Annotated in this window: 14 protein-coding genes; 9 read left to right on the top strand and 5 right to left on the bottom strand. The window is 75.4% G+C overall.

Annotation, left to right across the window (positions count from 1 at the left end):
• Nucleotides 1–17: 17 nt before the first annotated feature.
• The 3 genes from GA0070613_RS00355 (at nucleotide 18) to GA0070613_RS00365 (ending at nucleotide 2,791) form a co-directional block, all read left to right on the top strand.
• Nucleotides 18–686 carry a class I SAM-dependent methyltransferase gene (locus GA0070613_RS00355; protein ID WP_089010429.1) on the top strand — a complete coding sequence of 223 codons (669 nt, stop codon included), beginning with the start codon at nucleotides 18–20 and terminating at the stop codon, nucleotides 684–686.
• A gap of 9 nt (nucleotides 687–695) precedes the next feature.
• On the top strand, nucleotides 696–1,859 hold the full coding sequence (locus GA0070613_RS00360; RefSeq protein ID WP_089010430.1) for a cytochrome P450: 1,164 nt from the start codon (nucleotides 696–698) through the stop codon (nucleotides 1,857–1,859).
• Between the two features lie 146 nt (nucleotides 1,860–2,005).
• Entirely contained in the window at nucleotides 2,006–2,791 is a 786-nt protein-coding gene (locus tag GA0070613_RS00365; RefSeq protein WP_089010431.1) for an ATP-binding cassette domain-containing protein, read from the top strand.
• A gap of 4 nt (nucleotides 2,792–2,795) precedes the next feature.
• Here the strand turns inward: GA0070613_RS00365 and bioD are convergent, their stop codons facing one another.
• Nucleotides 2,796–3,527 (bottom strand): dethiobiotin synthase, encoded by a 732-nt coding sequence (gene bioD / locus GA0070613_RS00370; RefSeq protein ID WP_089010432.1) that lies wholly within the window; start codon nucleotides 3,525–3,527, stop codon nucleotides 2,796–2,798.
• Entirely contained in the window at nucleotides 3,524–4,720 is a 1,197-nt protein-coding gene (locus GA0070613_RS00375) for an 8-amino-7-oxononanoate synthase (protein ID WP_231929615.1), read from the bottom strand. Before GA0070613_RS00375 ends, bioD begins: the two co-directional genes overlap by 4 nt.
• Nucleotides 4,721–4,902: 182 nt before the next feature.
• Between GA0070613_RS00375 and bioB the strand changes: the two genes are divergently transcribed.
• The 4 genes from bioB (at nucleotide 4,903) to GA0070613_RS00395 (ending at nucleotide 8,000) form a co-directional block, all read left to right on the top strand.
• The gene (gene bioB / locus GA0070613_RS00380; protein WP_089010433.1) at nucleotides 4,903–5,898 is read left to right on the top strand and encodes a biotin synthase BioB; all 996 of its coding nucleotides are present in this window, start codon (nucleotides 4,903–4,905) and stop codon (nucleotides 5,896–5,898) included.
• Between the two features lie 8 nt (nucleotides 5,899–5,906).
• Nucleotides 5,907–6,128, top strand: a complete 222-nt coding sequence (gene bsaP / locus GA0070613_RS00385; RefSeq protein WP_089015652.1) for a biotin synthase auxiliary protein BsaP — start codon at nucleotides 5,907–5,909, stop codon at nucleotides 6,126–6,128.
• A 4-nt stretch (nucleotides 6,129–6,132) separates the two neighbouring features.
• Nucleotides 6,133–6,639 carry a GNAT family N-acetyltransferase gene (locus tag GA0070613_RS00390; RefSeq protein ID WP_089010434.1) on the top strand — a complete coding sequence of 169 codons (507 nt, stop codon included), beginning with the start codon at nucleotides 6,133–6,135 and terminating at the stop codon, nucleotides 6,637–6,639.
• Nucleotides 6,640–6,779: 140 nt separating this feature from the next.
• The gene (locus GA0070613_RS00395) at nucleotides 6,780–8,000 is read left to right on the top strand and encodes a YbfB/YjiJ family MFS transporter (protein ID WP_089010435.1); all 1,221 of its coding nucleotides are present in this window, start codon (nucleotides 6,780–6,782) and stop codon (nucleotides 7,998–8,000) included.
• Between the two features lie 80 nt (nucleotides 8,001–8,080).
• Here GA0070613_RS00395 and GA0070613_RS00400 read toward each other — a convergent pair whose 3' ends face one another.
• Nucleotides 8,081–9,067, bottom strand: coding sequence for a GlxA family transcriptional regulator (locus tag GA0070613_RS00400; RefSeq protein ID WP_231929616.1), 987 nt, complete (start codon nucleotides 9,065–9,067; stop codon nucleotides 8,081–8,083).
• A 369-nt stretch (nucleotides 9,068–9,436) separates the two neighbouring features.
• Here GA0070613_RS00400 and GA0070613_RS00405 point away from each other — a divergent pair, with 369 nt between their 5' ends.
• Nucleotides 9,437–10,177 (top strand): hypothetical protein, encoded by a 741-nt coding sequence (locus GA0070613_RS00405; protein WP_089010436.1) that lies wholly within the window; start codon nucleotides 9,437–9,439, stop codon nucleotides 10,175–10,177.
• A 373-nt stretch (nucleotides 10,178–10,550) separates the two neighbouring features.
• Complete coding sequence (locus GA0070613_RS00410; protein WP_089010437.1) at nucleotides 10,551–12,116, top strand: aldehyde dehydrogenase family protein; 1,566 nt, start codon at nucleotides 10,551–10,553, stop codon at nucleotides 12,114–12,116.
• Between the two features lie 118 nt (nucleotides 12,117–12,234).
• Here GA0070613_RS00410 and GA0070613_RS00415 read toward each other — a convergent pair whose 3' ends face one another.
• Both GA0070613_RS00415 and GA0070613_RS00420 read right to left on the bottom strand, forming a co-directional pair.
• A complete protein-coding gene (locus GA0070613_RS00415) occupies nucleotides 12,235–13,293 on the bottom strand; it encodes a GNAT family N-acetyltransferase (RefSeq protein WP_089010438.1) in 1,059 nt (352 codons plus the stop codon).
• 81 nt (nucleotides 13,294–13,374) lie between these two features.
• The gene (locus GA0070613_RS00420) at nucleotides 13,375–14,079 is read right to left on the bottom strand and encodes an ACT domain-containing protein (RefSeq protein WP_089010439.1); all 705 of its coding nucleotides are present in this window, start codon (nucleotides 14,077–14,079) and stop codon (nucleotides 13,375–13,377) included.
• Nucleotide 14,080 lies beyond the last annotated feature (1 nt).

Genomic DNA, 14,080 nt, shown 5'->3' on the forward strand with positions numbered 1-14,080 from the left:
CGGGGCAGAATCACCGGGTGTCCGACCTGTCCGCGGCCTTCGTCCGGCTGCACGCCCGGCTCGCGCCGGTCCCGTTCGTCCCCGAGGTGCGGCTGCACCAGGCCGACGAGCCGATCGGCCTGTGGGAGCTGACCGAGGGCGAGTTCCGCAGCGCCCAGCCCCCACCGTTCTGGGCCTTCGCCTGGGCCGGCGGCCAGGGACTGGCCCGCTACGTCACCGACCACCCCGAGCTGGTCGCCGGCCGCCGGGTGCTCGACCTCGCCTCCGGCTCCGGCCTGGTCGCCATCGCCGCCGCCCGCGCCGGCGCGGCGTCCGTCCGCGCCGTCGAGGTCGACGAGCGGGCCGTCGCGGCCGTCGCGCTCAACGCCGAGGCAAACGGGGTACGCGTCGACGCCGAGTTCGGCGACATCCTCGACGGGGATGCCGGTGACGCCGAGGTGGTGCTCGCCGGCGATGTCTTCTACAGCGAGGCGATGGCCCGGCGGATGCTGCGCTTCCTGCTCCGGGCCGCCCGGTCCGGGGCCCGGGTGCTGGTCGGCGACCCCGGGCGGGCGTTCCTGCCCCGCGAACGCTTCCGCGAGCTGGCCGCGTACGACGTGCCGGTGCCGGAGGCGCTGGAGAGCGTACGGGTGAAGCACACCACCGTGTGGGAGCTGGACCCGGCGCCGCCGGGAGCCGGCCGCTAGCGTGGCGGCGTGCTGTTCCGGGGCTGGGGGGAGTCCGTCGACCGGCGGTGGCCGGACGTGGCGACCGTGGTCGACCACGTCGGCGTCGGTCACCTGGTGGTCACCCGGCACGCGCTGGTCCGGCGGGTGCTCACCGACCCCGTCACGTTCCGGCCGGACAACGCCCTCGACGCGGTGACCCCGATGCCGGTGGCCGCGCTGCGGGTGCTGGCCGGGCACCGGTTCCGGCTGCCGCCGACCCTCGCCAACAACTCCGGCGCCAGCCACCCGGAGATCCGCGGCATCGTCGCCGACGCGCTGCACCCCACCCGGGTGGCGGCGCAGCAGCCCTGGCTGACGGCGCTGGTCCGAAAACGGGTGGACCGACTCGCCGCCGCCCTCGACGCGGGCCGGGTGGTCGACCTGTACGCCGAACTCGCCGCCGACCTGCCGCTGCTGGTGCTGGCCCGGCTCGTGGAACTGCCGGACGCCCCGGTCGGTGCGGTCAAGGAGTTCGCCCGGGCCGCGCTGGAGCTGTTCTGGGCGCCGCTGGACGCCGAGCGGCAGCGGGCGCTCGCCACCGAGGTCGGCCGGTTCCACACCGTGCTCCGGGCGTTCGCCGCCACCGGCGGGGGGCTGGCCGCCCGGCTTCGCGCCGCCGGGCACTCCCCCGACGTGGTGGTGGGCGCGCTGTTCTTCCTGCTGGTCGCCGGCCAGGAGACCACCTCGCAGTTCCTCACCCTGCTGCTGCACCGGCTGACCGGCGAACCGGAGGTACGCGCGGGGCTGCGCGCCGGCGAGGTCGCCGTCGCCGACGTGGTCGAGGAGGGGCTGCGGCTGGAGCCGCCGATCGTCACCTGGCGGCGGGTGGCCGCGGTGGACACCACGCTGGGCGGGACGGCGGTGCCGGCGGGCACCAGCATCGTGGCGTGGCTGGCCCGGGCGGGCCGGGACCCCGAGGTGGTGGCCGCCCCGGCCGAGTTCCGGCCGGGACAGCCCGGTTCCCGCCGGCACCTGGCCTTCGGGGCGGGCGCGCACCGCTGTGTGGGGGCCCAACTGGCCCGGATGGAGGCGGCGGTAGTGGTCGCCGAGGCGGCCCCGCTGCTCGACGGGGTGACCGTGGTCCGGCCGCCGTGGTGCCCGGACAACCTGACCTTCCGGATGCCGGACGCGTTCGTCGTCCGCCGCGCCTGACCGCTCCGGCCCGAGCGGCCGACCGGCGGGAACTCCGGCGGCGGCGCGCGAGGTACGGCGTGGGACGGCGGCCCTGACGAAAGTCGGGGTCGGTTGACGGCGATCGGCAGCGGCGGGGTGGCCGGTCCGGTTCGTACCGTCGGCGCATGATCACACTACGTGGGTTGACGAAACGGTTCGGGGGGACGACCGCGGTCGACGACCTGACCGTCGACATCGCGCCCGGGCGGGTGACCGGCTTCCTCGGCCCGAACGGCGCCGGCAAGTCCACCACCATGCGGATGGTCCTCGGCCTGGACCGACCGACCGCCGGCGAGGCCCTGGTCGACGGGCGGCCGTACCGGGCGCTGCGACACCCGTTGCACGAGGTGGGGGCGCTGCTGGACGCGACAGGCGTGCACCCGGCCCGGTCCGGCCGGGCGCACCTGCGGGCCATGGCCCGCAGCAACGGCATCCCGCCGCGCCGGGTCGACGAGGTGCTCGGCCTGGCCGGTCTGGACGGACGCGCCGCGGACAAGCCGGGACGCTCGCTCTCCCTCGGCATGGCGCAACGGCTCGGCATCGCCGGTGCGCTGCTCGGCGACCCGCCCGTGCTGCTCTTCGACGAACCGGTCAACGGGTTGGATCCCGACGGGGTGCGCTGGATCCGGCGGTTGACCCGCACGCTGGCCGCCGAGGGGCGGACCGTCCTGGTCTCCAGTCACCTGATGAGCGAGATGCAGCAGACCGGGCTGCTCGGCAACCAGCTGCTGCGCTCCGCCGTCGACCCGGCGAGCTTCGTGGTGATGAGCGAGTGGACCAGCCTGGCCGCCTTCCAGGACTGGGAGGGCGGCGCCACGCACCGGGGCGCCACCGCGCCGCTGCGCCCCTACCAGGACCGGCGCCGGCAGCCGCCGTACGAGATCCTGGAGACCGTGGCGGCGTACTCCTGAAGGGTCAGCTGATGTCCTCGGCCCAGGTACGCCAGTCGTCCAGCACCCCGTGCAGCGCGGGGGTGAGCCAGCCGGGCGCGGAGCGGCGGAAGACCCCCGGGTCCATGCCGCCCGCCCCGTCGGGCAGGGCGCCGAGCAGGTTCGGCACCAGGTCGGTCAGGTTGGTCCAGTGCACCAGCTCCGGGGTGGCCGGCCAGGCGCCGATCACCACCCCGGCCGGGACGGCCCGACGCTCCAACGCCTCCAGGGTGAGCGCGGTGTGGTTCAGCGTGCCGAGCCCGGCGCGGGCCACCACCACGGCCGGGGCGCCCAGCGACACCGCCAGGTCGGCCACCGTCCAGGGCTCACCCGAGGGCCGCAGCCCCATCGGTACGAGCAGCCCGCCGGCCCCCTCGACGAGCACCAGGTCGTGCTTGTCGGCCTCCTCGCGGACCGCGTCGACCGCCGCGTACAGCTCCAGCGGCTCCAGCTCGGCGACCCGGGCGGCAGCGAGCGGGGCGAGCGGGTCCGGGTAGCTGGCCAGGGTCCGGCCGGTCAGCGGAGCGGCCAGCCGGGTCACCGAGTCGACGTCGCCGGGCTCGCCGGTGGCGGTACCGGTCTGGCCGGGCTTGATCACGGCCACCCGCAGCCCGGCGGCCTGCGCCGCCGCCGCGATCGCCGCGGTCACCACGGTCTTGCCCACCTCGGTGTCCGTGCCGGTCACCAGCACCGGCCCGCGCCACGCACCATCCGTCATCGCGCCACCTCGGTTCGCGACTGCGGGGCTCGCAAAACCGGCTCACTCCTCGCGCTCACGGGCGCACACTCCACGATGACGTCCAAAGCCCGTTCGTAGTCCGCCCGGGCCACCCCGGCGCTGATGGTCAGCCGGAGCCGGGAGCGGCTGTCCGGGGTGGACGGCGGCCGGAAGCAGCCCACCGCGACCCCGCGGTCGCGGCAGTCCGCCGCCCAGGCGGTCGCCGCCTCCGGGCTCGGGGCGGTCACCGAGACCACCGCCGCGTCGGGGGCGGAGACGGTCAGCCCGGCGGCGCCGAGCCGCCGCACCGCGAGCGCGGCCCGGTCGGCCAGCTCGGCGCGGAGGTCGTCGCCGGCGCGGGCCAGCCGCGCGGCGGCGGCGACCCCGGCGGCCACCGCCGGGGGCAGCGCGGTGTCGAAGATGAACGTCCGGCCCGTCTCCACCAGGTGGCGGACGAACTCGGCCGGGCCGGCGACCACCCCGCCCGCGCCGCCGAGCGCCTTCGACAGGGTGGCGGTGACCACCACGTCCGGCTCGCCGGACAGGCCCGCGGCGGCCACTCCGCCGGCACCGGCCGGGCCGGTCACGCCGAGCGCGTGCGCGTCGTCGACCAGCAGCAGCGCGCCGTGCCGCCGGGCGACCGCGTGCAGCGCGGCCAGCGGGGCCAGGTCGCCGTCGACGGAGAAGACCGACTCGGTGACCACCACGGCCGGCCGGCCGGGGGCGGCGGCCAGCGCGGCGGCCACCGCGTCGATGTCGGCGTGCGGGGTCACCACGGTCTCCGCGCCGGAGATCCGGCAGCCGTCGATCAGCGAGGCGTGGTTGTGGGCGTCGGAGACGAGTAGCGTACGCGGCTGAACGACGCCCCGGACGGCGGCGAGGTTGGCCAGGTAACCGGAGGAGAAGACCAGCGCCCGATCGGTGCCGAGCCAGTCGGCGAGGGTGTCCTCGAGGGCGTGGTGGGCGTCGGTGGAGCCGCGCACCAGGCGCGACCCGGTGGCCCCCAGCCCGTACCCGGACAGCGCCCGCGCGGCCGCGGCGGTGACCTCGGGGTGGGTGGCCAGGCCGAGGTAGTCGTTGCCGGCCAGGTCGACCACGGCGTCGCCGGCGGCGCGGGGGCGCAGGGTGCGGGTGAGTCCCGCCCTGGCCCGTAGCTCGGCGCGGCGGTCGAGCGCCGCCAGCCAGTCCGCCACCGTCACTCCCCTCGTCCGCCGCGCCCACCGGCGCTCCCGCCGGGCGAAGTTACCACCCGTCCGACCGGCCCCGGCGTGGCGTGGGCCGCCCCGCCGGGGCTGCTCGGACGCCGCTGGTGCCCGGATCGAACGCCGGGCCTGGGCCGTTCTCCCCCGTCCGGCGGCCTTGTAGGGTACGAGCCATGCCAGAGATCCTCGACCAGGCCCGGACCCAGGTGCTGGAGAACGGCGTCGGCCTCGACGAGGCCGGTGTCCTCGCCGTGCTGAACCTGCCCGACGAAGACGTTCCCGCCGCTCTCCAGCTCGCCCATGAGGTGCGGATGCGCTGGTGCGGCCCGGAGGTCGAGGTCGAGGGCATCGTCTCGCTGAAGACCGGCGGCTGCCCGGAGGACTGCCACTTCTGCTCGCAGTCGGGGCTGTTCACCTCGCCGGTCCGCTCGGTCTGGCTGGACATCCCGTCGCTGGTCGAGGCGGCGAAGCAGACCGCGAAGACCGGGGCGACGGAGTTCTGCATCGTGGCCGCCGTGCGCGGCCCGGACGCCCGGCTGATGAAGCAGATGCGCGAGGGCGTCGCCGCCATCAAGGCGGAGGTCGACATCCAGGTCGCCGCGTCGCTGGGCATGCTCACCCAGGAGCAGGTCGACGAGCTGGTCGAGATGGGCGTGCACCGCTACAACCACAACCTGGAGACCTGCCGCTCCTACTTCCCGAACGTGGTCACCACGCACTCCTGGGAGGAGCGCTGGGAGACGCTGAAGATGGTCCGGGAGTCCGGCATGGAGGTCTGCTGCGGCGGCATCCTCGGCCTCGGCGAGACCGTCGAGCAGCGCGCCGAGTTCGCCGCGCAGCTCGCCGAGCTGGACCCGCACGAGGTCCCGCTGAACTTCCTCAACCCGCGCCCGGGCACCCCGCTGGGCGACCGCCCGGTGGTGGAGGGGAAGGACGCGCTGCGGGCCATCGCCGCGTTCCGGCTGGCCATGCCGCGGACCATCCTCCGGTACGCGGGCGGCCGCGAGATCACCCTCGGCGACCTGGGCACCCGGGACGGCCTGCTGGGCGGCATCAACGCGGTGATCGTCGGCAACTACCTGACCACCCTGGGCCGGCCGGCGACCGACGACCTCGCGCTGCTGGACGACCTGAAGATGCCGGTCAAGGCGCTCTCCGCGACGCTGTGAGGCCGACGGTGACGGACGCGGCGACGCGCGGCGGGGGTTCGGCGCCGGTGGCGATCTGGTGCGACCGCTGCGGTGAGTCCGCCGCGGCGGGTCCGCACCAGGCGTGCGCGGCGGCCCGGGCGCTGGAGCCGCCGCGCTACTGCGCGCGCTGCCGGCGCCGGATGAAGGTGCAGGTGCTGCCGGTCGGCTGGTCGGCGGTCTGTGTCGAGCACGGCGAGACCTGGGGCTGAGGCCGTGCTGCGGGGGCGGGCGGTGACGCTGCGACCGGCGACGGACGCGGACGTGCCGGTCCTCGCGGCGATCCGGTCCACCCCGGAGGTCCGCCACTGGTGGCGCGGCGGCGCCGACCTGGCCGAGGCCGTCCGCGCCGACCTGGCCGACGACGACCTGACCGTGTACGCCATCGAGCACGACGGCCGGGTGGTCGGCGCGATCCAGTGGTACGCCGAGCCCGACCCGGACTACCGCCACGCCGCGATGGACATTTTCCTCGACCCGGCGGTCCGCGGCACGGGCCTCGGTGGGGACGCCATCCGCACCCTGGCCCGGCACCTGGTCGACGAGCACGGCCACCACCGGTTCACCATCGACCCGGCGGCGGCGAACACCGCGGCGATCCGCGCGTACGCGAAGGTGGGTTTCCGCCCGGTCGGCATCTTGCGCCGGTACGAGCGCGGCGCCGACGGCCGCTGGCACGACGCCCTCCTGATGGACCTCCTCGCGGACGAACTGGCTGAGTAGCCCGCATTCCGGACGAAACACCCGGGGCGGGTGATGTCCCGATCCGAGGGTCGCCTGTCCGTCCGGACGGCCATCACCCCCCGACCCCTCCCCGTTCCATCTGCCAGCGGGCCGACGAGCCCGCCGACAGAGGAGGAACGATGTCCCCGAATCCACGCCGACGCGAGACGTTGATCGCGCTCGGCCTGGCCGCCGGCCCGGTCGTCGCGCTCGGCTTCACCCGCTTCGCGTACGCCCTGCTGCTGCCCGCCATGCGCGGCGACCTGCACTGGACGTACGCCCAGGCCGGCGGCCTGAACACGGCGAACGCCGCCGGCTACGTGATCGGCGCCGGGACGGCGGTGCTCTGGGCCCGCCGGCTCGGCGACCGGGCCGCCTTCGCGGGCGCCCTCGCCGTCAGCGCGCTCGCCCTGCTGCTCACCGCGACCACCGCGGACTATCCGGTGCTGAGCCTGCTGCGGTTCGTCGGCGGGCTGGCCACGGCGGTCTCCTTCGTGCTCGGTTCGGCGCTCGCCGCCCGGGTCGCCACCGGCGGTGGCCAGCGCCGGGCCGCGCTGCTGGTCGCCCTCTACATGGCCGGGGTGGGCATCGGCGTGGTGCTCTCCGGACTGCTGGTGCCGGCGGCGCTCGCGGTGGCCGGGGACGCCGGGTGGCGGGCCGGGTGGCTGCTGCTCGGCGTGGTGGCCGTGCTCGCGGTCGGGCCGGCCCTGCTCGCCGTCCGGTGGGTCCCGGCGGCGGCCGCGACGCCCGGTGCCGGGCTGCCCCGCGCGGACCTGGCCCGGCTCGCTCCGACGTTCGCCTGGTACGTCCTGTTCGGCGCCGGCTACGTCAGCTACATGACCTTCGTCATCGCGCTCCTGCGCGACCAGGGTCTCGGCACCTCGGGCATCGCCACCTTCTTCGTGGTGCTCGGTCTCGCCTCGGCGGTCGCCACGCTGACGGTGTGGGGGCGGGTGATCGGGCGGCTGCCCGGCGGCCGGGCGCCCGCGCTGGTCTCGGTGCTGGTGCTGGTCGGCGTGCTGCCGGTGCTGCTGCTGCCGGCCGGGCTGCCCGCGGCGCTGGTGTCGGCGGCGGTCTTCGGCAGCTCGTTCATGGCCGGCCCGACGGCGGCCACCGTGCTCGCCCGGCGGGCCCTGCGGGCCGGCGGCTGGACCGCCGGCATCGCCCTGCTGACCGTGGCCTTCTCGATCGGTCAGGGGGTCGGCCCGCTGATCTCGGGCGCGCTGTCGGACTCCGGTGGTGTCGCGGTGGGGCTCTGGCTCTCCGTCGCGCTCCTGGCCGCCGCCGGCCTGGTCGCCCTGCGCCAGCGCGACACCGTCGCGGCCGAAGCCCCGGAGCCCGTCGCCGCCCTGCGTCGCTGACCCCGGTCGCCCCCGGCGTCGATCCGGGACCTGTCGTCCGGCCCGCTCCCCCGCCGGCCACGACAGGTCCCGGTCGGCGTTCAGGGGGTGGGGCTGATGCCGGTGGTGCGGAAACGGGAGCGGTAGGCGCCGGGGGTGACGCCGAGTTCGCGGAGGAAGGCCCGACGCATCGTCTCCGGCGAGCCGAAGCCGACCCGGCGGGCCACCACGTCGAGGGTGTCGTCGCCCCGCTCCAGCAGGTCCTGCGCCGCCTCGATCCGGACCCGGTCGAGGTACACCGCCGGCGTGATGCCCAGCTCGGTGCGGAACAACCGGCCCAGGTGCCGCACGCTCACCCCGGCCAGCGCCGCCAGACCGGCCAGGTCGTACGGCCGGCCCGGGTCCGCGGCCACCGTGTCCAGCACCCGGCGCAGCAGGTCGTTGCGGGTGCTCGCGGTGTTGGTCCGGACGCTGAACTGGGACTGGCCGCCGGGGCGCTGCATGAAGACCACCAGGTGCCGGGCCACCGCGCGGGCCGTCTCCGGGCCGAGGTCCGCCTCGACCAGCGCCAGGGTCAGGTCGATGCCGGCGGTGATCCCGGCCGACGTGATGATCCGGCCGTCGACGATGAAGATCGGGTCGGGGTCGACGGTGAGTGTCGGGAACTCCGCGGCGAGTTCGTCGGCGAGGTCCCAGTGCGTGGTGACCCGGCGGCCGTCCAGGAGGCCGGCGGCGGCGAGCGGGAACGCGCCTGCGCAGACGGAGGCGGTGCGGCCGGACTCGGCGGCGAGCCGGCGGATCTGGTCCAGCAGCGCCTGGTCCCCCGCGGCGGCCTGCCAGTCCGGCGCGCCGGGCACGACCAGGGTGCCTACCGGGCCGGCCACGTCGGGCAGCGCCAGGTCGGCGCCGAGCCGGGCGCCGGCGCTGCTCACCACGTCCCGTCCGTCGGGCGAGGCGAGCAGCGGCCGGTACGAACCGCCGTGCTCGTTGGCCACGGTGAGCACCTCCAGCGGCCCGGTGACGTCGAGCAGCCGCACCCCGTCGTAGACGACGAAGAGCACGGTGTCACTGCGCCCCCGGGCCCGCACGGGTCGAGCCTAGTCAGCCGGGCGATGGATGGGTGCCGGTCGGGGCGACCGGCGACCGGCCGACGACGCCGAGGGGGACGCCGTTGAGGGTGAAGGCGGTCGGCCCGGGTTGTGCGGGTGCCACTGCAAGCCGTGTCAGCCGTTCGTGCAGAGCGGAGAAGTCGGCAGAAGCTCGGCAGGCCGCAGCGTCGCACTGATCACCAGCGTTACATCGACACGCGGTGCATCGACGAAGAAATCGGCGTGCGCAGGTTGGCGGCCGCCACGTGGGCAAAGCTCAGACCGATCGTCCGATGTCTCCGGTGTCGACCCGGTGATCGGTTCATGCGAACATGTGCCGTCTCCATTTTCCAAGTTCGGAGGATCCACATGCCACAGCGTCGGCACGTCGCGCGCGCGGCCCTCACCGCAGCCGCCGCCACGGCCTGCCTCGCTCTCGGTAGTCCCGCCTTGGCCACCGACCCGGGCGGCGCGAACGGCACTGTCAAGATCGACGGGCCCGCGTACCAGCTGGACAACCGGAACGAGCCGCACGTCACCTGCGAGTTCCAGGTCGAGTTCTTCAACTTCGACAAGGACGAGCGGGCAAGCCTGATCTTCGAGGCGTGGCCGCCGTCCGCCCCGGACTTCCACGAGGTCAAGCGCGTCGAGAACGTGCTGGTCAGCAACGACCCGGCCACGGGCGGCTCGTACAAGCGCGACCCGGACGAGGTCTTCCGGTTCTCCGCCGCCGACCTCAATCTCACCGAGGCGATGGCGCACCCGAAGCAGGGCTACCACATCAAGCTCACGGTCGACCGCCAGAACCACCCGCAGTGGACCGAGAAGCACAAGGTGTTCTGGCTCCAGCCGTGCAAGTCGGGCGGGTCGCCGTCGCCGACCCCGTCCACGCCGGGTGAGGAGTCCCCGACCCCGGGCGGGTCCGACAACCCGTCCGCGCACCCGTCGGGCTCGGCGGGCGGCGGCAGCGGTGGCGGCAACGGCGGCAGCCTGCCGATCACCGGCGTGGCCGCGACCAGCACCGCATTGACCGGCCTCGCGCTGATCGGTGGGGGCGTCGCGCTGATGGTGCTCCGCCGTCGCCGCGGCAAGATCACCTTCACCAGCTGACCCCCGCGTCGGCAGACGGCCGGCCGTCGGACCTCCGTCCGGCGGCCGGTCCGGCTTTTCCACCCCGCGACGTCCGGACCGGACACGGCCGTTGAACCGGATGCGGTGTTGATCCGTACTGACGGGTAACCCGGTCGACGGCGCCCGGAGATGGATCACATCATCGATAGTTTTCTATTAGTTTGAGGCGTACCCCCAGGTCGGAGCCGGTGTTCGACGGTCGCGAGACTCCACGAACGGCGCCGGGCGGCGGGCCTGGTGTCCTGGCATACGAGCGTACGGTTGCCGCCGCGCTCCAGGACGCGGGACAGTACGCGACACCAGCGGTGCCATCGACGCCGCCGCTCCCCCGGTCCACCCTGAGGAGATCGCGATGGCTCTCAGACTCGCCGACGGCACCGCCTGGTCCGACACCCTCGCCCGCGCGGTGGCCGCCGCGCCGGAGGCCTTCGGGGCGCCGGCCGACGGCGTCACCACGCTGCACAACCTGGTCGAGGGCGACTGGCGCGCGGTCGGGGCACCCAGCCCGGTCCGCACCCCGGTCGACAACACCGTCCTGGTCAACCTGGCCCGGCTCGACGCCGACTCGGCGCGCGCGGCGGTCGCCCACGCCGCCGCCGCGCACCGGGAGTGGGCGCAGACCCCGCTCGCCGATCGCAAGGCCCGGGTCACCGACGCCCTGGACGCGCTCACCGCGCACCGCGACCTGCTCGCCCTGCTGCTGGTCTGGGAGATCGGCAAGCCGTGGCGGCTGGCCTGCGCCGACGTCGACCGCGCCCTGGACGGCGTCCGCTGGTACGTCGGCGAGATCGACCGGATGCTCGCCGACGGCCGGGAGCCGCTGCCGGGCCCGGTCAGCAACATCGCCTCCTGGAACTACCCGATGAGCGTGCTGGTGCACGCCGAGCTCGTGCAGCTGCTCGCCGGGAACGCGGTCATCGCCAAGACCCCGTCCCAGGGCGGCGCGGTCTGCCTCACCGTCGCGCACGCCCTGATGCGCCGCGCCGGACTCCCCGCCACGCTCGTCTCCGGCGGCGGCGAGGAGCTCTCCGAGGTCCTCGTACGGGCGCCGGAGATCGGCGCGGTCGCCTTCGTCGGCGGCCGCTCCAACGGCGGCAAGGTCGCCGCCGCGCTGCTCGACTCCGACAAGCGCCACTTCATCGAGCAGGAGGGCCTCAACGCCTGGGGCATCTGGGACTTCTCCCAGTGGGACATGCTCGCCGCGCACCTGAAGAAGGGCTTCGAGTACGGCAAGCAGCGCTGCACCGCGTACCCCCGGTTCGTGGTCCAGCGCGACCTGGTCGACGAGTTCCTCGACATGTACCTGCCGGTGGTCCGCTCCGTCCGGTTCGGACACCCGCTCGCCGTCGACGCCGACCGGTCGGCCGGCGATCCGCTGCCCGAGCTGGACTTCGGCCCGCTGATCAGCGCCGCCAAGGCCGAGGAACTGCGCCGCAAGGTCGACGAGGCGGTACGCGGCGGCGCGGTGCCGCTGCACCGCGGCAAACTGGACGGCGCGCCCTTCCTCGACGGGCAGGACACCTCGGCGTACGTCGCCCCGGCGGTGCTGCTCGCCCCGCCCGGGCGGTCCCGGCTGATGCACGCCGAGCCGTTCGGCCCGGTCGACACCATCGTCGTGGTGGACACCACCGACGAGCTGCTGGCCGCGATGAACGCCTCCAACGGCGCGCTCGTGGCGTCGCTGGCCTGCGACGACACCGACGAGGCGGCGAAGCTCGCGGTCGACCTCCAGGCCTTCAAGGTGGGCATCAACAAGCCTCGCTCCCGCGGCGACCGGGACGAACCGTTCGGCGGCCGGGGCGCCTCCTGGAAGGGCGCCTTCGTCGGCGGCGACCTGCTCGTCCACGCGGTCACCGTCGGCGGGGACGGCCGGCTCTACGGCAACTTCCCCGAATACAGCAGCTACCCCGCCACCTGACACCGGACATGGGCAGGGCCCCCGCACCGGGGGCCCTGCCGTTTCACCGCCTCCGCACCGGAGGTCGGCCATCCCGCCGGCGCCGGGCGCACCGCCCGCCGCCGACGCTCCATTCAGCTCACCCGGACCGCGCCGGGCTGGTCACGCCGGCCACCAGCGGCACCGTCGCGGTCAGCAGGGAACCGTCCCGCTCCACCGCGGTCGGCCGGCCCAGCCGGGCCAGGGTCCGCAGCATCGGCGCGTTCTCCGCCTGGACGTGCAGCACCAGGGCCGCGTATCCGGCCCGCTCGGCGTGCCCGACCAGGCGACGGAGCAGGGCGGTGCCGAGGCCACGCCGCTGCCAGCCGTCCCGGACCAGCAGCGCCACCTCGGCCTCGTCCCCCTCCGCCAGCAGGTTCGCCATCGCGACGACCGCCTCCGCCTCCCCGGCGGAGCCGGGCCGCGTGGCGAGGAGGGTTACCCCCCGGGCCGGTTCGAGCAGCCGGCGCAGCCGGGCCGCCGGTGGGCACGCCGCGCCGCCCAGGTACCGGCGCTGCCGGCTGCGCGCCGAGCAGGCCCCGTGCAGCTCCACCACACCCGGCAGGTCGTCCACGGTCGCCGGCCGGACCAGCAGCTCCGCCCCGTCGGGCAGCAGCAGGGTGACCTGGTCCGTCGCCCGTCGGGCCACCGTGGCGGCCAGCTCGACCAGCGCCTGCGCCCGGGCGTACTCCGCCGGGGTGAAGCTCGGCGCGGCCCGGCGCAGCTCGAACGACCCGCCGGTCGGGTCGGCGAGCAGCATCGCCGCCGCGCCGATCCCGGGCCGGCCGCCGACCGGCACTGGCCGCCAGGTCACCGCGTCCGCGCCGAGCAGGGTGCGCAGTGCCTCCCCGGTCGCGTCCGGGTCGCGGACCAGCCGGGTGGCCAGGCCGAGGACCCGGGTGGGCTGGTCGGCCAGGCCGCGCGCCTCGCTGCGCGCCACCCAGCAGTCCCGTCCCCGCCCCCGCTCGACCGCGGCCAGCAGGTCCGCGTCGTTCAGCTGGTCGGGCGCGTCGACGAGGAAATCGTCGACGGCGCCCACCTCGGTGGTGTGCACCTGCACGGTGAGGATGTTGACCCCGCGCAACGCGAGGCTCGCCGTGAGGACCGACAGGTACCCCGGTCGGTCGTCCACGGTGGCTCGGATCCGCCACAGCGTCATGTCTGCTCCCTTCCTCACCACCCGACCCTGCCGGTCCGCTGTTGCGCCGCCGTTGCCCGGGGGTGACACGGCGGGAACCGGTCAGGTGACGCTGGTCACGGGTGGCGCGCCGACCAGGTCGAGTCGGTCGCCGAGGATCACCGCGCTGGCCCGGACCAGCTGGGCCAGCCGGTCCACCTCGGTGGAGTGGAACGCGGCGGCCGCGAGGGGCTCGGTGCGGTCGCGCGCCACCACCAGCACGAGGCCGGCCCGACCGAACGGCGCGACCGCGTAGTGGTCGCCGTCCGCGGTGGTCGTCGAGCGGGCCCGCAACGGGGTCACCTCCGGCAGCCGCGGCGGTTCCGGCGCCCGCCAGCTCGCGTGCCCGACCGTCGCCTCGCCGGCCCCGCCGCGGCGCGAGGCCCAGTCCAGCGGTACGACGGCGGCCGCCGCCCAGTCGGCGGCGAGCAGCCCGGGCACCGCGTCCACCAGGGTGGCCACCCCGTCGGTCGGGTTCGCGGCGACCTGGGCGAGCAGTTCGGCGTCCTGGCCGGTGGTGGTCGGCGCCCCGATCGCCCGCCACACCCCGTCCACCTTGACGCCGGGGATCGCGGCCAGGCCGGCGAGGAGACGTTCCACCCGCGCCGCCCCCGGCCAGACCACCGTGAAGTCGTCGACCGCCCGGCCGCCGAGCCGCTCCAGCACCACCACCTGGACGATGTCGGCGCCGGACACGCCGAGCGTGCGGGCCACCTGGCCGAGCGTCCCGGGTCGGTCCGGCAGGGTCACCCGAACTCTCAGCAACATG

This window comes from Micromonospora inositola, assembly GCF_900090285.1.
GTDB classification, from domain to species: domain Bacteria; phylum Actinomycetota; class Actinomycetes; order Mycobacteriales; family Micromonosporaceae; genus Micromonospora; species Micromonospora inositola.